This window comes from Tatumella sp. JGM91 (genome assembly GCF_018257575.1).
Classification (GTDB): domain Bacteria; phylum Pseudomonadota; class Gammaproteobacteria; order Enterobacterales; family Enterobacteriaceae; genus Tatumella; species Tatumella punctata.
Window position 1 is genome coordinate 101,615 of record NZ_JAERJP010000001.1, and the last position, 20,263, is coordinate 121,877.

20 protein-coding genes are annotated in these 20,263 nt (G+C 51.4%); 2 read left to right on the forward strand and 18 right to left on the reverse strand.

The genetic code is table 11. The annotated features are described in order from the left end of the window. On the forward strand, positions 1-210 hold the full coding sequence (gene cspE, locus JK198_RS00525) for a transcription antiterminator/RNA stability regulator CspE (protein WP_038019505.1): 210 nt from the start codon (positions 1-3) through the stop codon (positions 208-210). Between the two features lie 254 nt (positions 211-464). Next, positions 465-683 (forward strand): twin-arginine translocase subunit TatE, encoded by a 219-nt coding sequence (gene tatE / locus JK198_RS00530; protein WP_212708424.1) that lies wholly within the window; start codon positions 465-467, stop codon positions 681-683. 158 nt (positions 684-841) lie between these two features. Here the strand turns inward: tatE and lipA are convergent, their stop codons facing one another. The 18 genes from lipA to miaB all read right to left on the reverse strand — a co-directional run bounded on the left by lipA (position 842) and on the right by miaB (position 20,238). Further along, positions 842-1,807, reverse strand: coding sequence for a lipoyl synthase (lipA, locus tag JK198_RS00535; protein WP_212708423.1), 966 nt, complete (start codon positions 1,805-1,807; stop codon positions 842-844). 139 nt (positions 1,808-1,946) lie between these two features. Next, the gene (gene lipB, locus JK198_RS00540) at positions 1,947-2,603 is read right to left on the reverse strand and encodes a lipoyl(octanoyl) transferase LipB (RefSeq protein WP_212708422.1); all 657 of its coding nucleotides are present in this window, start codon (positions 2,601-2,603) and stop codon (positions 1,947-1,949) included. An 83-nt stretch (positions 2,604-2,686) separates the two neighbouring features. Continuing rightward, positions 2,687-2,950, reverse strand: a complete 264-nt coding sequence (gene ybeD / locus JK198_RS00545) for a DUF493 family protein YbeD (protein ID WP_212708421.1) — start codon at positions 2,948-2,950, stop codon at positions 2,687-2,689. A 92-nt stretch (positions 2,951-3,042) separates the two neighbouring features. Further along, positions 3,043-4,254, reverse strand: coding sequence for a D-alanyl-D-alanine carboxypeptidase DacA (dacA, locus tag JK198_RS00550; protein WP_212708420.1), 1,212 nt, complete (start codon positions 4,252-4,254; stop codon positions 3,043-3,045). A gap of 120 nt (positions 4,255-4,374) precedes the next feature. Next, on the reverse strand, positions 4,375-5,493 hold the full coding sequence (rlpA, locus tag JK198_RS00555) for an endolytic peptidoglycan transglycosylase RlpA (RefSeq protein WP_212708419.1): 1,119 nt from the start codon (positions 5,491-5,493) through the stop codon (positions 4,375-4,377). Between the two features lie 10 nt (positions 5,494-5,503). Further along, positions 5,504-6,616, reverse strand: a complete 1,113-nt coding sequence (mrdB, locus tag JK198_RS00560) for a peptidoglycan glycosyltransferase MrdB (RefSeq protein ID WP_212708442.1) — start codon at positions 6,614-6,616, stop codon at positions 5,504-5,506. Positions 6,617-6,624: 8 nt separating this feature from the next. Continuing rightward, positions 6,625-8,529 carry a peptidoglycan DD-transpeptidase MrdA gene (gene mrdA, locus JK198_RS00565; RefSeq protein ID WP_212709889.1) on the reverse strand — a complete coding sequence of 635 codons (1,905 nt, stop codon included), beginning with the start codon at positions 8,527-8,529 and terminating at the stop codon, positions 6,625-6,627. 34 nt (positions 8,530-8,563) lie between these two features. Beyond that, on the reverse strand, positions 8,564-9,034 hold the full coding sequence (gene rlmH, locus JK198_RS00570; protein ID WP_212708417.1) for a 23S rRNA (pseudouridine(1915)-N(3))-methyltransferase RlmH: 471 nt from the start codon (positions 9,032-9,034) through the stop codon (positions 8,564-8,566). Positions 9,035-9,037: 3 nt separating this feature from the next. After that, complete coding sequence (gene rsfS / locus JK198_RS00575; protein ID WP_212708416.1) at positions 9,038-9,355, reverse strand: ribosome silencing factor; 318 nt, start codon at positions 9,353-9,355, stop codon at positions 9,038-9,040. A gap of 94 nt (positions 9,356-9,449) precedes the next feature. Further along, complete coding sequence (gene nadD / locus JK198_RS00580; protein WP_212709890.1) at positions 9,450-10,094, reverse strand: nicotinate-nucleotide adenylyltransferase; 645 nt, start codon at positions 10,092-10,094, stop codon at positions 9,450-9,452. Beyond that, entirely contained in the window at positions 10,087-11,118 is a 1,032-nt protein-coding gene (gene holA, locus JK198_RS00585; RefSeq protein ID WP_212708414.1) for a DNA polymerase III subunit delta, read from the reverse strand. Before holA ends, nadD begins: the two co-directional genes overlap by 8 nt. Continuing rightward, the gene (lptE, locus tag JK198_RS00590) at positions 11,118-11,714 is read right to left on the reverse strand and encodes an LPS assembly lipoprotein LptE (protein WP_343877586.1); all 597 of its coding nucleotides are present in this window, start codon (positions 11,712-11,714) and stop codon (positions 11,118-11,120) included. Before lptE ends, holA begins: the two co-directional genes overlap by 1 nt. Before the next feature lie 14 nt (positions 11,715-11,728). Next, positions 11,729-14,311: a leucine--tRNA ligase gene (gene leuS / locus JK198_RS00595; RefSeq protein WP_212709891.1), complete on the reverse strand. Its 2,583-nt coding sequence runs from the start codon at positions 14,309-14,311 to the stop codon at positions 11,729-11,731. A gap of 269 nt (positions 14,312-14,580) precedes the next feature. After that, positions 14,581-16,113, reverse strand: coding sequence for an apolipoprotein N-acyltransferase (lnt, locus tag JK198_RS00600; protein WP_212709892.1), 1,533 nt, complete (start codon positions 16,111-16,113; stop codon positions 14,581-14,583). A gap of 6 nt (positions 16,114-16,119) precedes the next feature. Further along, on the reverse strand, positions 16,120-17,001 hold the full coding sequence (corC, locus tag JK198_RS00605) for a CNNM family magnesium/cobalt transport protein CorC (protein WP_212708411.1): 882 nt from the start codon (positions 16,999-17,001) through the stop codon (positions 16,120-16,122). Positions 17,002-17,087: 86 nt separating this feature from the next. Continuing rightward, a complete protein-coding gene (gene ybeY, locus JK198_RS00610) occupies positions 17,088-17,567 on the reverse strand; it encodes an rRNA maturation RNase YbeY (protein ID WP_212708410.1) in 480 nt (159 codons plus the stop codon). Beyond that, on the reverse strand, positions 17,564-18,616 hold the full coding sequence (locus JK198_RS00615; protein WP_212709893.1) for a PhoH family protein: 1,053 nt from the start codon (positions 18,614-18,616) through the stop codon (positions 17,564-17,566). The genes ybeY and JK198_RS00615 overlap by 4 nt, the downstream gene beginning before the upstream one ends. Positions 18,617-18,813: 197 nt before the next feature. Then, positions 18,814-20,238 carry a tRNA (N6-isopentenyl adenosine(37)-C2)-methylthiotransferase MiaB gene (gene miaB, locus JK198_RS00620; protein WP_212708408.1) on the reverse strand — a complete coding sequence of 475 codons (1,425 nt, stop codon included), beginning with the start codon at positions 20,236-20,238 and terminating at the stop codon, positions 18,814-18,816. Positions 20,239-20,263 lie beyond the last annotated feature (25 nt).

Genomic DNA, 20,263 nt, shown 5'->3' on the forward strand with positions numbered 1-20,263 from the left:
ATGTCCAAGATTAAAGGTAACGTTAAGTGGTTTAATGAATCTAAAGGATTCGGTTTCATTACTCCTGAAGATGGCAGCAAAGATGTATTCGTACACTTCTCTGCTATCGTGAGCAATGGCTTCAAAACTCTGGCTGAAGGTCAGCGTGTAGAGTTTGAAATTACTGACGGTGCTAAAGGCCCATCTGCTGCTAACGTTATCAGCCTGTAATTTTCAGTCAGAATCTCTAAAACCCGCCTTATGGCGGGTTTTTTATTGCCTGTTATTTTTTTGTTAACCAATATCCGTATTTTTTTTCACCTGCTGAAAGTGCCTGCTGCCCGTTATCGCTGGCCAGCTCCGGGATGGCGTATTTCCGGCTGATTAGTGCTATTCGTAGTCTGTTACAGAATTGTTTTGTGTTATACTCGGCTTTGCGTATTAATGTAGATGTAACGATCTTCGCTGAGGTTTAAAGGTATATTATGGAAGGTATCAGTATTGCAAAACTGCTGATCATTGGTGCTCTTATCGTATTGCTTTTTGGCACCAATAAATTACGCTCATTAGGCGGTGACCTGGGTAGCGCAATTAAGGGCTTTAAAAAAGCCATGAAAGATGATGATTCAGCCGCGGCTAAACCAGCTGCAACTAAGAGTGAAGCGGAAGAGATTCCTGCTGAACGTGTTACTCATAAAGAGTAATGATGTGCCCCTGCAATAAATATACGTATTTATTGTCAGTAAAAACCAGATAGTCAGACTGTCTGGTTTTTTGTTTTTTGGTGAAAGCCAGCCGCAGGGCAGGAGATAAACCCGGCCTGAAAGAGACAGTCCTGCAGACCGTCTCTGACGATTTCCGGTTATTTAACTTCGATACCTTTGGCCTGCATATCGGCATGATACGAGGAACGTACGAACGGGCCACAGGCCGCATGGGTGAACCCCATTGCCATCGCTTCCTGTTTCATTTCATCAAACTCCGCCGGGCTGACATAGCGCTGAACCGGCAGGTGATGGCGGCTTGGCTGCAAATACTGTCCCAGGGTCAGCATGGTGACACCGTGACGGCGTAAATCGCGCATCACCTCGATAATTTCAGCGTTAGTTTCACCCAGACCCACCATCAGCCCCGACTTGGTCGGAATATCAGGGTGCGATTGCTTAAATTTTTCCAGCAGGGTCAGGGACCATTGGTAATCCGCTCCCGGTCTTACCTGGCGGTAGATTCGTGGTACGTTCTCCAGGTTATGGTTGAAAACATCCGGCGGCGTGCGGGTCAGAATATCCAGTGCACGATCCATACGACCTCGGAAATCCGGTACCAGTGTTTCTATTTTGATCGCCGGACTTTTTTCACGGATAGCCGTGATACAGTCAGCAAAGTGTTGTGCTCCGCCATCACGCAGATCATCCCGGTCAACGGAGGTGATAACGACGTAGCGTAGTCCCATATCAGCAATGGCCTGTGCCAGCTTGCCCGGTTCTGCGGCGTCCGGGGCCAGCGGACGCCCGTGGGCGACATCACAAAACGGGCAGCGGCGGGTACAGATAGCACCGAGGATCATAAAGGTTGCCGTGCCGTGATTAAAACATTCGGCCAGGTTCGGGCAGGAGGCTTCTTCACAGACAGAATGCAGGCCATTTTTGCGCATAGCGGCTTTAATTCCCTGAATCCGGCTGGAGTCTGCAGGAAGCTTGATTCTCATCCATTCAGGTTTACGCAGCAACTCCTGGCGTTCACTGACGACTGTTTTTACCGGGATCAATGCCATTTTATCGGCATCACGATATTTGACACCGCGTTCTATCTGGACAGGTTTACTCATTTCTGCGGGTTCCGTTTGCTGATTGTCTACAGGCAGCCTGTATTCAACTAATTTTGTAACAATGAAAAAAGTATATCATTTTACCTGCTGACGGGCAGCTTTCCGGTTCTGTAAAAGTTACATATTTGTAAATTAAAAATCAGTCAGGCAGTGTCTGCTGGTGTTGATAACGAATATCTGTGTACGGGAGTTGTTCCGTAAAATGTTTAATCAGTCGCTGAGGGGTTTCCGGCATCAGGCGGCTGTCTGTCAGGTCTGCCAGCCTGGTCATTTCCATCCCCGGATACCCGCAGGGGTTGATCCGCAGAAAAGGAGAGAGGTCCATATCCACGTTTAAAGCCAGCCCGTGGAATGAACAGCCTTTACGGATCCGTAGTCCCAGAGAACAGATTTTTTTAGCATCGACATAGACGCCCGGTGCATCATCGCGGGCCCTGCCTGAGACAGAGAAGTCGGCCAGGGTCGCGATCACTGTTTGCTCAATTGCCGTGACCAGCTGACGTACACCCAGCTTACGACGGCGGATATCAACCAGTACATAGAGGATCTGTTGCCCGGGACCATGGAAAGTCACTTGTCCTCCGCGGTCACTTTGCATGACCGGAATATCGCCGGGGTCGAGCAGGTGTTCGGGTTTACCGGCCTGGCCCTGAGTAAATACCGCAGGGTGTTGTACCAGCCAGAGTTCGTCGGCAGTATCGGCAGTACGCTGATCAGTAAACTGATGCATCGCCTGAGAAACCGTATGCCAGTCACGTAATCCTAACTGACGGATAATAAGAGATTGATCAGACAAGGGGAATATCCGGTAGCCGCTGAAAAACGCAGTATAGCGCCGGGCGGGCAGGCTGAATACCTGCCGGTACCCGGCAGCCAGAGTTACAGCACCATACGAACAATTTCGATGTTGCCCAGCTCTTCATAAAGAGCCTCAACCTGTTCGATATGGGTGGCATTAATGGTAATAGAAACTGAGTGATAATTGCCTTTGCTGCTCGGTTTTACATCGGGTGAGTAATCTCCCGGTGCATGGCGTTGTACCACTTCAATCACCTGATCAACCAGCCCGGGCTGTGCCAGACCCATCACTTTATAGGTAAACGGGGTTGGAAATTCGAGCAATTCATTCAGTTTGGTTTTCATAGTGACTCCGTAAAAAAGATGCCCCCGAAGATTCAGGGGCAGAGTAATGCTTTACTATGTGGGGATGATTAAGAATATTTCAACCCTGACAGCTATCCCATCCAGTGATGAAATTTCAGTTTAATATAATCGATAATCCGGCTAAAGAAACCACCTTCTTTAACATCATTCAGCACCACCAGTGGCTGCCGGGCAATGATTTTTCCGTCCAGCTGGAAGTTGATAGTCCCAATCTGCTGGTTTTTCTGCAGCGGTGCATGCAGTTCGGTATTGCTCAGAATATAACTGGCTTTCAAATCTTTTGCCCTGCCGCGGGGAACCGTCAGATACACGTCTTTATCCACCCCCAGCTGCACATTGTCCGTGTCACCAAACCATACGGGCTCAGAGGCAAAGTCTTTACCGGCTTTCAGAGGAGAAACGGTTTCAAAAAAGCGGAAGCCCCAGGTCAGTAATTTCTTACTTTCCGTTTCGCGGCCTTTATAAGTATGCCCACCGAGCACTGCAGAAATCAGCCGCATTTTTCCTTCGGTCGCAGAGGCTACCAGATTATAACCGGCGGCATTAGTATGGCCGGTTTTAATGCCATCAACGTTCAGGCTGGTATCCCACAACAGACCGTTACGGTTAGTCTGGCGAATATTATTAAAGGTGAACTCTTTTTCTTTGTAGATTGCGTATTCGTCAGGCACGTCGCGGATTAAGGCCTGACCGATCAGTGCCATATCCCGTGCTGAACTATACTGGCCATCAGCATCCAGCCCATGGACGGTTTTGAAGTGAGTGTTTTTTAATCCCAGAGCGCTGACATAGTTATTCATCAGACCGACAAAGGCGTCCTGACTACCGGCGACATAATCGGCCATTGCAACGCAGGCATCATTCCCGGATTGCAGTACAATCCCCCGTGTCAGTTTAGACACCGGGACCCGATCTCCGGGTTTAAGAAACATTAATGAAGACCCTTTGAATACCGGATTGCCGGTTGCCCAGGCATCCTGGCCGACAGTCACCATATCATCCTGATGGATTTTACCGGCTTTGAGCGCCTGGCCAATCACATAACTGGTCATCATTTTGGTGAGGCTTGCCGGGTCGCGGCGGTTATCTGCATTTTTTTCTGCCAGTACTGTGCCTGAATTATAATCAATCAGGATGTAGGCTTCGGCATCAATATCAGGGACGCCGGGGATCATGGTTTGCAGATTGACATCATCAGCCATTGCAGAATGACTGATAATCAATGCAACCAGAGAGGCAGAACTGAATTTGGTCAGGAAGTGCAAAGGGGAATTTCTCTTCATCTTTAGAGTAACTTCATCCATGGGACAGGTATTATTTGTCACAAACTATAACAGGATGCCCTTGTAACAGGCATCCTGCTTTACTTAAGTTTATGCTTTAGCGCAAAACAGAAGGGAAAATTACGGCGCAGTAGTAATAAATGAGTTTATTTTTTCACCTGATAATCGCTGCTGTAACGCGGCGGCTTCCTTGCGATCGGCATAACCTCCCAGTTGTACACGGTAGGTGTTCCCGTTAACGACTTCAGTATGTGCGTTAACGCCAAAACGCTGGCTCAGCTTCTGCTCTAACTGTCTGGCACGCTGTGCATCATTGAGTGCCGCGACCTGGACGACAAAGCCGTGACTTTTACTCGCGGAGGACGCCGGTGTTTTTGCGGCCGGGGCTGCAATAGCTGCTGCTGCCGGCGCGGGTGGGGTTGCCGCCGGGGTTGCAGGCTCCAGTACGCCGCTGGCTAACGGCTGTGGCGCACCAAGAAAACCGTTACTGTGTAGCGGGGCACCCATACTGTTACTACTTTGCAAGCTGCTATTGGCTATCGGCATAACATGAGAGGTACCAGTAACTGACGGGGCCGTGGCTGGTAAAGCGGTACTGTTACTGCTTTGTATAGCCGGTGTCGGGGCCATATCAGTGCTGTCCAGGTTTGGTCTGGCCGGTAAGTCATAACTTTGTATAGCCACTCTGGTCCCGTTGGTTCCCGGTCCGGATAAGGTACCATCGGGAGCGACAGTAATAGCATCTACACGAACCTGTGTATTATTGGAAATATTCAGTCGCCCTGCGGATGCAGAAGACAAATCGATGATTCTTCCTGCAACAAAAGGACCGCGGTCATTAATCCGTACCACCAGCTGACGACCATCCGCCAGATTGGTGACACGTGCATAGCTCGGAATGGGCAGGTAAGGGGACGCTGCGGTATAGGCATTCGGGTCGAATTTCTCACCGGAAGCCGTGGTATTGCCTGCAGACTCCTGACCATAAGAACTTGCCAATCCGATCTGGCTGAAGTTTGACGTATCCGTGACGACACGGTAGCTGACACCGTTGACTGTATAATTCTGATTCGCTGAAGCGATCAGCGGCTCATATTTAGGCGGGATACCGGGAATTTCCACCACCGGCCCGGTCCAGGCGGGCTGAGCAGGGGCGGTATATTGCTGTTGCTGGTCGACGGAACATCCCGCCAATACTAACGATGTCAGTCCAATACAGATCAGCCATTCCTTACGCATGTATCGCCTCTTAAACGCTTTTTGATAACATTTTTCGATGAGTATGGATCGACATCACAATGCCGAATCCAGCCATTAATACGATCAGTGCTGAGCCACCATAACTGATCAACGGTAGCGGAACTCCTACCACCGGTAAAATACCGCTTACCATACCAATATTAACAAATACATAGACAAATAATATCAGCATAATACCGCCGGCCAGCACACGGCCAAAGGTTGTCTGGGCTTTGGCCGCAATTACCAGTCCGCGCATAATTAATAGCAGATACAGCGCCAGTAACGCCAGTACGCCAACCAGACCCAGTTCTTCTGCCAGTACCGCAAAGATAAAGTCAGTATGGCGTTCCGGCAAAAACTCCAGCTGTGACTGGGTACCATGCAGCCAGCCTTTACCTTCAAATCCGCCGGATCCGATAGCAATTTTAGACTGAATAATATGATAACCGGCACCGAGGGGATCACTTTCCGGGTTAAGCAACATCATTACACGGTCACGCTGGTATCCATGCATCAGGAAAAACCACAGGATCGGAATAAAAGCGGCCACCAGCACCACGGCAATACCGATAAGTTTCCAGCTCATACCGGATAAGAACAGGACAAATAGTCCTGAAGCAGCAATCAGGATAGCGGTCCCCAGGTCAGGCTGTGCGGCCACCAGCAGGGTAGGCAGGAAGATTAATATTAATGCAATAGCGGTATTTTTCAGGGTCGGCGGGCAGACATCACGGTTAATAAACCGCGCGACCATTAACGGTACTGCTATTTTCGCAATTTCAGAGGGCTGAAAACGCACAAAGCCGAGATCCAGCCAGCGCTGGGCACCTTTACTGATATGACCGAAAGCATCCACGGCCACCAGCAGTACAATACTGAGTATATACAGATAGGGTGCCCAGCTTTCATAAACCCGTGGCGGTACCTGGGCCAGTACCAGCATCAGGGTGACACCCATCGCAATCTGGCCCAGCTTACGTTCCATCATGCCCGGATCCTGACCGCTGGCACTCCAGATAACAAATCCGCTATAGGTGAGCAGGGCAAAAATTATCAGTACAAACAGAGGGTCAATATGGATGCGGGTCCATATTGACCGTTTCTGAGGACTACGACTCAGGGACATATTTACTCACCTTCATAACCAGGAGGAAGCGGTGCGGCCTGAGGGAGCTCAGTATTGTTGTCTCCCAGCATAATGTGATCAAGGATCTGCCGCATAATGGTGCCGACTGCGGCACCTGCACCGCCATTTTCTAAAATCATTGTGACTGCAACCCGCGGATTATCATACGGAGCAAACGCGGTCATCAGCTTATGGTCCCGCAGACGTTCGGTTATCCGGTGCGCGTTATAAGTTTCATTCTCTTTCAGGCCAAACACCTGGGCGGTTCCGGATTTGGCGGCAACTTTATAAGGCGTACCTTCAAAGCTTTTACGGGCCGTACCATTTGGCCGGTTTGCCACACCGTACATGCCGTCTTTGGCGATTTCCCAGTATCCGGAATTGACTTCTCCGATAGTGGTGGCCGCGGGTGGCTGGTAGGACACAATATCCGCGCCCTGGCTTTCGGCCAGCAGAAAATGAGGTACCTTAACCACACCGTCATTAATCAGGGTCATCAGGGCTTTATTCATTTGCAACGGTGTGGCTGTCCAGTATCCCTGGCCAATACCGACCGGAATGGTATCGCCCTGATACCAGGGCTTTTTAAACCGCCGCAGTTTCCACTCTCGTGTCGGCATATTACCGGCACTTTCCTGAGGCAGGTCAACACCGGTACGCGAGCCATAGCCGAACTTCTGCATCCATTCGGCTAACCGGTCGATCCCCATATCATAAGCGACCTGATAGAAAAAAGTATCTGCAGATTCTTCAAGAGATTTCGTGACGTTAAGCCGCCCGTGCCCCCATTTCTTCCAGTCACGGTAGCGTTTCTCTGTGCCGGGCAATTGCCACCAGCCCGGATCGACTAATGAAGTATTACGATTAATCACACCTGCACTTAATGCTGAAACAGCAACATACGGTTTTACCGTCGACGCGGGCGGGTAAGCGGCCTGAATGGCCCGATTATATAATGGCCGATCGGGGTCGGTCAGCAAACCTTTATAATCCGTTGACGAGATGCCGTTAACAAACAGATTCGCATCGTAGCCCGGCGTTGAGACCATTGCCAGAATATCTCCGTTACGCGGGTCAGTGACTACCACCGCGGCCCGGCTGCCCTGCAGCAGGCTCTCAATATATTGTTGCAGTTTCAGGTCGATGGTCAGGTAAATATCACGTCCGGCACGCGGCGCCTCCTGGTGCAACTGCCGAATAACTCTGCCGCGGTTATTCACTTCGACTTCCTGGTAGCCGGCTTTACCATGCAGAGTATCTTCGTAATAGCTTTCTATACCGAGCTTGCCGATATCATGGGTCGCCGCGTAGTTGCCGGTTTTTCCTTCCTGCTCAAGTCTTGCCACGTCACGGTCATTAATTTTCGAAACATAGCCGACAATGTGCGTCAGGGTTGCACCGTAAGGATAATAACGGCGCTGATAACCTTTAACTTCAACCCCCGGATAACGGTACTGATTTACCGAAAAACGGGCGATCTGCAATTCATTTAAATTACTTTTCAGCGGAACAGAAGTGAACCGGCGTGATCGTTTACGTTCTTTTTCGAAGGCGTCCAGATCTTCCTGGCTCAGATCCAGTATTGACTGCAATTCCTGCAGGGTTGTTGACAGACTGGCAACTTTTTCCGGCACCAGCTCGGCCTGATAAATCGTACGGTTAATTGCCAGCGGGATTTTATTACGATCATAAATAATCCCGCGGCTCGGTGCGACTGGCACCAGTTTAATCCGGTTCTGGTTTGAACGGGTGCTGTAGTCGTCGAAGTGAAGGATCTGCAGATGCCAGAGATTAAACACCAGAATGCTGCTCAGCAGCAGAATGCCGAAAAAAGCGACTAACGCTCGTCTGGCGAACAGTTTTTGCTCGGCTGTATAATCTCTGAACGCACTACTGGTTAAGTTCATCCGCGGCCTGTCAGTCCGGAAGTTGCCTTATCTGCTATTCGCGATGATAAGGGTGGTTAGTGGTAATACTCCATGCCCGGTAAAGGCTTTCGGCAACCAGCACACGAACCAGCGGGTGGGGGAGCGTCAGAGCAGATAATGACCAGCTTTGTTCAGCCGCAGCTTTACAGGCGGGGGCCAGCCCTTCAGGTCCGCCGATTAACAGGCTGACATCACGGCCATCCAGCTTCCAGCGTTCAAGCTGTTGTGCCAGCTGAGGTGTTTCCCAGGGCTTACCCGGAATATCCAGAGTGACGATGCGGTTACCTTTGCCGACAGCTGCCAGCATAGCTTCGCCTTCCTTTTCCAGAATACGTTTGATATCGGCATTTTTTCCCCGTTTACCGGCAGGGACTTCGATCAACTCAAACGGCATATCTTTCGGAAAACGGCGCAGGTAGTCCATAAACCCCGTCTGCACCCAGTCGGGCATTTTGGTGCCGACTGCGACAAGTTGCAGTTTCACGTGTCAGCCCCAGAGTTTTTCCAGCTCATACAGCTGACGGCTTTCTTCCTGCATTATATGAACGATAACTTCGCCGAGATCTACTACTACCCATTCACCGTCGTCTTTACCGTCGGTACCCAGCGGGCTGACGCCTGCGGCGCGTGATTCCTGTGCCAGGTGGTCTGCAATTGAGACGACATGACGGTTAGATGTACCGGTACAAATGACCATACAGTCAGTGATACTGGATTTACCACGGACATCGATAGCGATAATATTTTGTGCTTTGAGGTCATCGACTTTATCGATAACGAAAGATTGGAGTGTCTGGCCTTGCAAAAGGTTCCCCTCGTGATGTGCTGGAAATAACAGAGTGACCGTCATAATATCCCGGCCGGTCGAATTTGAAGCGGCGGAGTATATCACGCCCTAATCAATCGCGATATAAGCCAGCCTGCCGGATGTAGTTAATCACTGATAGAGGCAGCAGGTCGCTGCATGACTGGCCGGTATGCAGGCGCTGACGGATAACCGTGGCCGACACCGGGTAATACGGTGTATCAGCCAGACAGATAAGCCCGGCAGGATACTGTTGCAGCCGCCGCGGGTCATCGGTCAGATGTTTACTGATCCAGTGTTGCAGCTCTGCAGACTCCGGCTGCCGACAGTAGCCGGGGCGACGGCAGACCAGCAGATGACAAAGGGACATCAGTTCCTGCCAGCGGTGCCATTTATTCAGGCTGAGGAGAGAGTCCTGACCAATAATAAACGCCAGGGGTTGCTGGCTGCCGCGTTCGGCACGGATAGTCTGCAGGGTTGTCACTGTCCAGGAAGGGGTGTCGCGGTGTAATTCCCGATCATCGATATCGAATAAGGGTAGATCGGCAATAGCACAACGCAGCATCGCCAGACGCTGTGCCGGACTGGCGACCGGCTGAGGACGATGAGGCGGCAGATTATTCGGTAACAGGGTAACTTTATGCAACCCGGTCAGACGTGCCAGAGCTTCAGCAGAACGCAGGTGACCGAAATGAACCGGATCAAATGTGCCGCCAAAGACCGCATGTAACTCAGACATCGCTCACCACCACCGGTGACTTCCCGAAGGTCAGTTGCAGTGTAAGAGAGGCCAGCGGTGACCATACATCGCTGCCGTAATCCTGTTTTATGGTCAGTTCAATCGATGCCAGCTGCTTTATTGCCAGGTGCACCGCCTGGTTATCCAGTCGTTCCAATGCCGCGGTAAATAATGGCCTGCGGTTTTGCCAGACACGCAGTTTGTCCATTAACTGACGGACGTTGTGCGACCCCTGTTGACGTTGCAGTTGCAGCAGGGTCATCAGTTCCCGCTGCAGGGTACGCACTAAAATAACCGGTTCGGCAGCCTCTTGTTGCAGCTGCTGCAGAATATGCAATGCCCGTTTACTTTTACCGGCCAGAATCGCATCTGCCCAGTGGTAGGGTGAAAAATGTGCAGCGTCGTTGACCGCTTGTTCTACTCTCGGTAACGTCAGCTGGCCTTCCGGCCACAATAAAGATAAGCGTTCCAGTGCCTGAGATAAGGCCAGCAGGTTACCTTCATAGCAGTAACAGAGTAAGCCGATAGCCTGCTGGTCAATGGCAATACCCAGGCTCTTACAGCGCTGACTTACCCAGCGGGGTAATTGTGCCTGTTCCGGAGTGGTGCAGGGTACCATCACAGCATTCAGGGATAACCCTTTAAACCAGCCGCTGTTTTCCTGGGCTTTAGTCAGTTTGTGCAGATGCACAATCAGTAACAGATCACTGTGTAACAGTTCCGCAAGACGGATCAGCCGCGGGGTTATCTGGGCTGAGGGACCGTTTTCCGGCATCAGCAATGTCAGGGTCTGACGCCGGGTGAACAGGCTGAGGGATTGACAGACGGTAAACAGGGCATCCCAGTCGGTGTGGTTATCAATGGTAAAAGTTAAATGCTCGAGGAATTGTTGCTGGCGGGCGGCAGCAATAATGGCATCATGACTTTCCTGGCGTAACAGCGGGTCGTTACCACTCAGGAAATAACTGCCGCGCAACCCTTCAGCGAGTTGCGCGGCCAGTTGTTCAGGGTAAAGCCTGACCATCAGCGGGATGTCGTCACGCCTGCAGTGTCACTTTGCTGGCCCGAATGCGAGGTAATCGTCTCCGGGGCCGGTAAAGTGTCTGCGGTGTTTAACTGTGCGGCATGTACTGCCAGTAACTGACGAACCAGTTGCTGGGAAGCCCGTACCCGCATTTCCTGATAAATAATATCCTGCTCAGCATCTTTGGCCAGCGGTACGCCAGGGTTATCAAAGAATGTACGGTATACCGTAGTACTGAGCGGATAAATACCTTTACCCGGCAGCAGAACCTGCGCAGTGACAGTCATATACAGCTGATATTCGGCTGCAGTGCCGTCGAGGAATACGGACGCCGTATTACGACCGGAGCTTTCGGCTTCCAGGCGTAATGACGGAGTGGTATTACGGCGGTCTGCACTGTCATCCACCAGCGTAATATCATTAAGCCGTAATTGCTGACGTACGGTCCTGGCCAGCGGCCCGTATGGGTCATTGCTGGTTAATATCATGGTTTGCATTTCCTTCGGGATCCGGGTCGTTCCGCTGGTATGAAAACCACAACCTGCGGTGGCCAGTACGGCCACCGCAATCATCAGTGCTGAGAAAAGTTTGCGCACATCGCCTCCTGAACTTAACCTGCGACCAGGTTAAGCAGTTTACCCGGAACGTAAATAACTTTACGTACAGTAACGCCTTCCAGGTATTTTGCCACAAGGTGTTCCTGAGCGGCCAGAGCCTGCACCTGCTCCTGAGTGGAGTTAACCGGAACCGTAATTTTTCCGCGGACCTTGCCATTCACCTGAACCACAATCAGTACTGAGTCTTCGACCATGGCACTTTCGTCTGCCACCGGCCATTGCGCGGTGTCGATAGTCTGTTTGTGCCCCAGGGTCTGCCACAGTTCAAAACAGGCGTGCGGGGTGAACGGATACAGTAAACGAACCACGGCATCTAACGCTTCCTGCATCAGAGCACGATCCTGATCGGTGTCCTGTGGTGCTTTCAGCAGTTTGTTCATCAGTTCCATCACAGCGGCGATGGCCGTGTTGAAGGTCTGACGACGGCCAATATCATCAGAGACTTTTGCCACCGTTTTATGAACATCACGGCGCAGTGCTTTCTGGTCGTCATTCAGCTGCCCGGCGTCTAACACCGGAGCGGGGCCCTTGCTGCTATGGTCATAGACCAGTTTCCAGACACGTTTCAGGAAACGGTTAGCACCTTCAACGCCGGATTCCTGCCATTCCAGAGTCATTTCTGCCGGAGAGGCGAACATCATAAACAGACGGACGGTATCTGCGCCGTAACGTTCTACCATTAACTGCGGGTCAATACCGTTATTTTTAGATTTTGACATCTTACTCATACCGGCATAAATCACTTCACGGCCATCTTTGTCGGTGGCACTGGTAATCCGGCCTTTCTCGTCACGTACGACAGAAACATCGACCGGAGAAACCCAGTTACGCTCACCGTTGCTGCCTGTGTAGTAGAAGGCATCGGCCAGTACCATACCCTGACATAACAGGCGTTTGGCAGGCTCGTTTGAGTTTACCAGTCCGGCGTCACGTAACAGTTTATGGAAGAAGCGGAAATACATCAGGTGCATAATGGCATGTTCGATACCACCCACATACTGATCGACCGGCAGCCAGTAGTTGGCGGCGGCCGGGTCAAGCATTCCCTGGTCATAATGCGTACAGGTATAGCGCGCGTAATACCAGGATGACTCCATAAAGGTATCGAAAGTATCGGTTTCGCGCAGTGCCGGCTGACCATTCACCGTGGTTTTGGCCCATTCAGGGTCGGCTTTGATCGGACTGGTGATGCCGTTCATTGCCACATCTTCCGGAAGAATGACAGGTAACTGATCTTCCGGCGTCGGGACGACAGTACCGTCTTCCAGAGTTACCATTGGGATCGGGGCACCCCAGTAACGCTGACGGGACACGCCCCAGTCGCGCAGACGGTAGTTTACTTTACGCTCACCGACACCTTTGGCCGCCAGCGCATCAGCAATAGCGTTGAAACCGTCCTGATGAGACAGTCCATCGAACGGTCCGGAATTAAACAGCGTTCCCTTACCGGTCATTGCCGCGTCACTGATATCCGGTTCGCTGCCATCCTCATTGAGGATCACGGGTTTTATGGCCAGACCATATTTGCTGGCGAACTCCCAGTCACGCTGGTCATGGCCGGGAACGGCCATAACCGCACCTGTGCCGTATTCCATCAGGACAAAGTTAGCCACCCACAGGGGTAATTTATCACCGGTCAGGGGATGGATAACAAACATGCCCGTTGGCTGACCTTTTTTCTCCATGGTTGCCATATCAGCTTCAGCAACTTTGGTATTACTGCATTCGTCGATAAACGCGCTCAGTTGCGGGTTACCGATGGCCGCCTGGCGTGCCAGCGGATGTCCGGCGGCAACAGCGACATAGGTCGCCCCCATAAAAGTGTCCGGGCGGGTGGTGTAGACCGTCAGTTTCTGGTCGCTGTCGGCCACATTAAAGGTGATTTCCACCCCTTCCGAGCGGCCAATCCAGTTACGCTGCATGGTTTTAACCTGCTCAGGCCAGCCTTCCAGCGTATCCAGGTCATTCAGTAACTCTTCCGCATAGTCAGTAATTTTGATAAACCACTGGGGGATCTCTTTACGCTCAACTTTGGTATCACAACGCCAGCAGCAGCCTTCGATAACCTGTTCGTTGGCCAGTACGGTCTGATCGTTAGGACACCAGTTGACGGCGGAAGTCTTTTTGTAGACCAGGCCTTTTTCGAACAGTTGCGTAAAGAACCATTGCTCCCAGCGATAGTATTCCGGCTGACAGGTGGCCAGCTCACGGCTCCAGTCGTAGCCAAAACCCAGCAGTTTCAGCTGGTTTTTCATATACTCGATGTTTTCGTAGGTCCAGGGTGCAGGCGCGGTATTATTTTTGACAGCGGCACCTTCGGCAGGCAGACCAAATGCATCCCAGCCAATAGGCTGCAGAACATTTTTACCCAGCAGACGCTGATAGCGGGCAATAACATCACCAATGGTGTAGTTACGCACATGGCCCATATGTAGACGGCCAGAAGGATAGGGGAGCATTGACAGGCAGTAGTACTTTTCTTTCCCTTCCTGTTCAGTGACTTTAAAGGTTTCCTGATCGTGCCAGTATTGCTGGACTTTAGATTCTATCTCTTCCGGGCGGTATTGCTCTTGCATGGCAGCCTGTGGTCCTTGTTGAATTGCGCGAAGCTTACTGCAGTGTTTTTTATACGATCCCCATAGCATACCCATAAGGTCAGCGCGCAACAACACCCGCATTACACCCTGGCGGTATTTATCATCGAAACAGGCAGCGGTGAGTGACAGAAATCGTCGTTTCAGCCCGTGTGGCCGGCGATATTTCCGGCGCCGCCGGGCCGCAAAGCTGCCCTCCAGACTGCCCGGAAAACAAAGGAGACGCCGGTGCATAGCACCGGCAAAACAGATTAGCGGCGACGGCGGGCTATCAGTGAGGCAACTATCGCTACGGCAGAGAGTAACCAGACCGTCAGGTTACCACTGCGGGCATAAGGTGTGAGCCCGCGCGCAGGCGTGACCTCAGCCTGTAATACACCCTCACTGAACTGCGGAAGCTGCTGCACAATATCACCCTGCGGATTCACAATAGCGGTTACCCCGTTATTAGTATCTCGCAGCAGCGGCCGGCCAAGTTCCAGAGCCCGCATCCGCGCCATCTGCAGGTGCTGCCAGGGGCCAATCGAGTGGCCAAACCAGGCATCGTTAGACACAGTCAGCAGAAAGTCAGTATCCGGCCGGAAATTATCGCGAACGTGCTCGCCCAGCACAATCTCATAGCAGATAGCCGTCGTCAGATGATAACCGTCGAGGTTTAACGGTGGCTGACGATACTGGCCACGGCTGAAAGATGACATAGGTAAATCAAAAAACGGAGCCAGCGGCCGCAGCAGATCTTCCATTGGCACAAATTCACCAAAAGGAACCAGGTGATTTTTCTGGTAACGATTCAGGCTTTGGTAACTGTAGGGCTGCTGCGGATTACCCAGAACCACGACAGTGTTGTAATCATGGTAGCGATTACCCTGCAATCTGGAATCGACAATACCGGTTGCGAGGGTACTGCCATTATTGCGCAGAATGTCATCCAGCTGTGTCAGAAAAGGCTGCTCGTTGCTTTCAAGATCAGTAATCGCCGATTCCGGCCAGATAATGATTCTGGCGTTGCCTAATACCGGGCGGGTAAGGCGCAGATAGGTATCCAGGGTGGTCTGTAGCTGCCGTGAGTCCCATTTCATTGACTGGGGAATGTTCCCCTGAACCAGCGCCACTGATACTTTGCGCTCAGTGACCGGCTGATACCAGTGCAGATAACGTAATGGCCAGCTGACCAGCATAATCAAAACCGCGGCTATCACTGCACGTAAATGACGCTGTAGCAGACTGTAGGTGATCAGGCCCGCAATCAGCATCAGGACAAAGGTAATACTTTCGACCCCGGCAAGGGGAGCCAGACCTTTCAGTGGTCCGTTGATCTGGCTGTAGCCAAATTGCAGCCACGGAAACCCCGTCAGTACCCAGCCGCGTAAGAACTCGGTGAACTGCCATAGTGCCGGGGCGGCTAGAAACAGTCGCCACGGGGTGGCGGCCGGCCAGAACCGGTTGAGTAATCCACTGAATAACATCGGGAAAAGGGACAACCAGCCCGCCAGCAAGACCACCAGAAATACATTTACCGGGCCAGGCATACCACCGAAAGTGGCAATACTGACGTATACCCAGTTGACGCCTGAGCCGAATAGCCCCATTCCCCAGAAAAAACCAATCGCTATCGCCTGCGGGGTGGAGCGTTTCAGAGTTAACGCCTGTAAACCTGTCAGGGAGATCAGGGCGGCAGGCCAGAAATCAAAAGGAGAGAATGCCAGGGTGCCGACGGCACCCGTAAGTAAAGCCAGCAACAGACGTATTTTCTGCTGCCGGAATAACTGATTCAGGGCCGTCATAGGCTGTTATTCGTCTTCAAGTTGAGGAGGAGTGGCATCATCCGGGATTTTAACGTGTACCTGGAGGATGCGACGTCTGTCGGCCATTGCCACTTTGAACTGATAACCGTCAATCGTAATATTTTCGCCCCTGGCCGGCAGATGCCCGAAACTTTGCATCACCAGGCCACCGATAGTATCGACTTCTTCATCACTAAACCCGGTACCAAACAACTCATTAAAGTCTTCAATAGTTGTCAGGGCCCGCAGGGAATAAGTATGGCGACTCAGCTGCCGGATATCGCTGGCATCCTCTTCGTCATATTCATCCTCGATTTCGCCGACAATCAGTTCAAGAATATCTTCAATGGTGACCAGTCCGGAAACGCCGCCAAATTCATCAATCACTATCGCCATATGGTAACGCTGGGAGCGAAACTCTTTGAGCATACGGTCGACACGTTTACTTTCCGGGACGACAACCACCGGACGTAATACCTCAGCGATACTGAATGGTGCCGAACTGCTGCGCATAAACGGCAACAGGTCCTTCGCCATCAGGATACCTTCCACATGATCTTTATCTTCACTGATCACCGGAAACCGTGAGTGGGCAGACTCAATGATAACATCGAGACATTCTTCGAGACTCTGGTCCTGTTTGAGGGTGATCATCTGAGAGCGTGGGATCATAATATCTCTTACCCGCTGCTCGGCAATTTCCATCACGCCTTCCATCATATCGCGGGTGTCCTGATCAATCAGGTCTTTCTGCTCTGAGTCGCGGATCAGCTCCAGCAACTCGTCACGGTTCTGGGGTTCACCGTGAAACAGTTGGTTGATCAGTAAAGAAAAAAATCCCTTTTTACTGGCGGGGGTATCGCTGTTTTGTGAATGGTCATCGCTCATGGCGTATTTATTTAGTTCTCTCTGTGGGGGAATAAATGCTGTCAGGGGGCGTCACTGACAGCAGGGTGACCGGCAGAAACCGGTGATTAATCCATATCTTTCTCGGAAATGTACGGGTCAGGATAGCCCATAGCAAGCATTATCTCTGTTTCAATGCCTTCCATCTCTTCGGCTTCATCATCAATGATGTGGTCGTAGCCTAACAAATGCAGGGTACCATGCACTACCATATGTGCCCAGTGAGCTTCGGCCAGTTTCTGCTGATCCGCAGCTTCACGTTCGACGACCTGCCGGCAGATAATCAGGTCCCCAAGCAGGGGTAAATCCTCGATGCCCGGCGGTGCCTCAAACGGAAAGGACAGCACGTTAGTCGGTTTGTCCATACCGCGGTAGGTCAGATTCAGTTCGTGGCTTTCTGCTTCATCTACCAGCCGGATAGTCACCTCACTCTCGGGCTGAAACAGGCTGACGGTTGCCGTCAGCCAGCGGAGAAAGGAAGCTTCATCCGGGAGTCCGCGGGTATTTTCACAGGCATTCTGCAAATCAAGTGTTACGTTACTGCTCATACATTCTCCTGCGGGGGGGAAAGCGCTTCTTTTTTACGCTCTTCAGCCTGCCGCTCACGGCGTTTCTGGTCAGCTTCTTCCCAGGCTTCATAGGCGACCACTATCCGTGCTACCACGGGATGGCGCACCACATCTTCACTGTGGAAGAAATTAAAACTGAGCTCTTTCACGCCGGATAAGACTTCAATGGCGTGTTTCAGGCCAGAGCGTGCATTACGGGGGAGATCGATCTGTGTGACATCCCCGGTGATCACCGCTTTGGAGTTAAAACCAATACGGGTCAGAAACATTTTCATCTGTTCAATAGTGGTGTTCTGACTTTCATCCAGAATGATAAACGCATCATTTAATGTACGACCACGCATATACGCCAGCGGAGCCACTTCAATTACATTACGTTCAATCAGTTTCTCAACACGCTCAAAGCCCAGCATTTCAAACAGCGCGTCATACAATGGCCGTAAATAAGGGTCAACTTTCTGACTCAGGTCACCCGGCAAAAACCCCAGCTTCTCTCCGGCTTCAACCGCCGGACGGGTCAGCAGGATGCGCCGGACTTCCTGGCGTTCCAGAGCATCGACTGCCGCAGCCACTGCCAGATAGGTTTTGCCGGTACCGGCAGGGCCAATACCAAAGGTAATATCATGGTCGAGAATATGGGCAATATAGCTCGCCTGGTTCGGGGTGCGTGGTTTGATCACCCCGCGCTTAGTCTGAATATTAACCGCCTTACCGTAATCCGGCACACTGTCGGCGGTCTGTTCCAATACACGACTTTCTTTGATTGCCAGATGAATAGCTTCCGGATCAATCTCTTTGCTTTTACCGCGTACCGGTGCTGTCTCCACATACAGATTTTTCAGTATATGTTCCGCAGCATCCACGCACAGGGGTTTGCCGGACAGAGTAAAACGGTTATCGCGGCGATTAATCTCTATCCCGAGGCGACGTTCCAGATGTTTCAGATTATCGTCAACAGGGCCGGTCAGACTGAGCAGACGCTGATTATCTGCTGGTTCGAGGGCTATTTCGCGGGTTTCGATATTCAAAGTAATCCTATGGGTCGCTGAGGGCCGGTTAATCAACAACACACTATGCTGCCTGTTTTACAGGGGGATAGCCGCTAGTGATGCTGTTTGTCAGAAATTAAATGGTATATCAGGATATCGGGGCGGAATCAGAAAAATCCAGCCCCCGGAGGCAGGCTTTTTGCGGCAGCGGAAGGCTGCCGCAGCGGATAACGGGATCAGGGCTGCCAGATACCGACACCGGTCTCGTTTTCTTTACGGGTGCGGGCAATGACCGAAGCCGGAGACTCAGTGACGCGCAGTTCCATCTCTTTTTCCGTACGGACGGCGACACCACGCAATGAGTTAGGATAGACATCGACTATTTCAACATCGACGAATTTACCAATCATATCCGGGGTGCCTTCGAAATTGACCACGCGGTTATTTTCGGTACGACCGGAAAGTTCCATCAGATTTTTACGTGAAGTGCCTTCCACCAGTACCCGCTGTACTGTCCCCAGCATACGCCGGCTCCAGGCCATTGCCTGCTGGTTAATCCGTTCCTGAAGGATCCATAAACGCTGTTTTTTCTCTTCTTCGCTGACGTCGTCAGGCAAATCCGCCGCCGGAGTACCGGGCCTGGCAGAATAGATAAAACTGAAGCTCATATCAAAATTAACATCAGCAATCAGTTTCATGGTCTTTTCGAAGTCTTCCTGAGTTTCACCCGGGAAACCGATGATAAAGTCAGAACTGATTTGGATATCCGGCCGTGCTTCACGCAGTTTACGGATAATCGCTTTGAATTCCAGCGCGGTGTGTGCGCGCTTCATTAGCGTCAGGATCCGATCGGCACCGCTTTGCACTGGTAAATGCAGGAAGCTGACCAGCTCCGGAGTATCGCGATAGACATCGATAATATCATCGGTAAACTCAATCGGATGACTGGTGGTAAAGCGGATACGGTCAATGCCGTCAATCGCAGCGACCAGACGTAACAGGTCGGCAAAACTACAGACCGAGCCATCGAAATTTTCGCCCCGGTAAGCATTGACGTTCTGACCCAGCAGGTTAACTTCACGCACCCCCTGAGCAGCCAGCTGGGCGATTTCGAACAGAATATCATCGCTGGGACGGCTGACTTCTTCACCACGTGTATAAGGGACCACGCAGAAAGTACAGTATTTATTACAGCCTTCCATTATGGAAACAAAGGCGGTAGGGCCATCGGCACGAGGTTCCGGCAAACGGTCAAATTTCTCGATTTCCGGGAAGCTGATATCAACTACCGGGCTTTTGTTACCCCGGACACTGTTGATCATTTCCGGCAGACGATGCAGTGTCTGCGGACCGAACACGATATCCACATAATGTGCGCGCTGGCGGATATGGTCGCCTTCCTGTGATGCAACACAACCGCCGACACCGATAATCAGTTCCGGATTTTTTTCTTTTAAAATTCTCCAGCGTCCCAGCTGGTGGAATACTTTTTCCTGGGCCTTTTCACGGATAGAGCAGGTATTAAGCAATAATACGTCCGCCTCTTCCGCATTCTCGGTCAGAGTAAAGCCGTGGGTTGTATTCAGGAGGTCTGACATTTTAGATGAATCGTACTCGTTCATCTGGCAGCCCCAGGTCTTTATGTGCAATTTTTTTGTCATCAAACTGGCCATTAATTCAGTGCAA

What these genes read in the sequence shown, in the direction of transcription:
- corC (WP_212708411.1), bottom strand. Translation starts at nt 17,001, where the DNA reads ATGAGCGATGACCATTCACAAAACAGCGATACCCCCGCCAGTAAAAAG.
- tatE (WP_212708424.1), top strand. Translation starts at nt 465, where the DNA reads ATGGAAGGTATCAGTATTGCAAAACTGCTGATCATTGGTGCTCTTATC.
- cspE (WP_038019505.1), top strand. Translation starts at nt 1, where the DNA reads ATGTCCAAGATTAAAGGTAACGTTAAGTGGTTTAATGAATCTAAAGGA.
- dacA (WP_212708420.1), bottom strand. Translation starts at nt 4,254, where the DNA reads ATGAAGAGAAATTCCCCTTTGCACTTCCTGACCAAATTCAGTTCTGCC.
- rlpA (WP_212708419.1), bottom strand. Translation starts at nt 5,493, where the DNA reads ATGCGTAAGGAATGGCTGATCTGTATTGGACTGACATCGTTAGTATTG.
- miaB (WP_212708408.1), bottom strand. Translation starts at nt 20,238, where the DNA reads ATGACAAAAAAATTGCACATAAAGACCTGGGGCTGCCAGATGAACGAG.
- mrdA (WP_212709889.1), bottom strand. Translation starts at nt 8,529, where the DNA reads ATGAACTTAACCAGTAGTGCGTTCAGAGATTATACAGCCGAGCAAAAA.
- nadD (WP_212709890.1), bottom strand. Translation starts at nt 10,094, where the DNA reads ATGTCTGAGTTACATGCGGTCTTTGGCGGCACATTTGATCCGGTTCAT.
- ybeY (WP_212708410.1), bottom strand. Translation starts at nt 17,567, where the DNA reads ATGAGCAGTAACGTAACACTTGATTTGCAGAATGCCTGTGAAAATACC.
- ybeD (WP_212708421.1), bottom strand. Translation starts at nt 2,950, where the DNA reads ATGAAAACCAAACTGAATGAATTGCTCGAATTTCCAACCCCGTTTACC.
- holA (WP_212708414.1), bottom strand. Translation starts at nt 11,118, where the DNA reads ATGGTCAGGCTTTACCCTGAACAACTGGCCGCGCAACTCGCTGAAGGG.
- lipA (WP_212708423.1), bottom strand. Translation starts at nt 1,807, where the DNA reads ATGAGTAAACCTGTCCAGATAGAACGCGGTGTCAAATATCGTGATGCC.
- leuS (WP_212709891.1), bottom strand. Translation starts at nt 14,311, where the DNA reads ATGCAAGAGCAATACCGCCCGGAAGAGATAGAATCTAAAGTCCAGCAA.
- lnt (WP_212709892.1), bottom strand. Translation starts at nt 16,113, where the DNA reads ATGACGGCCCTGAATCAGTTATTCCGGCAGCAGAAAATACGTCTGTTG.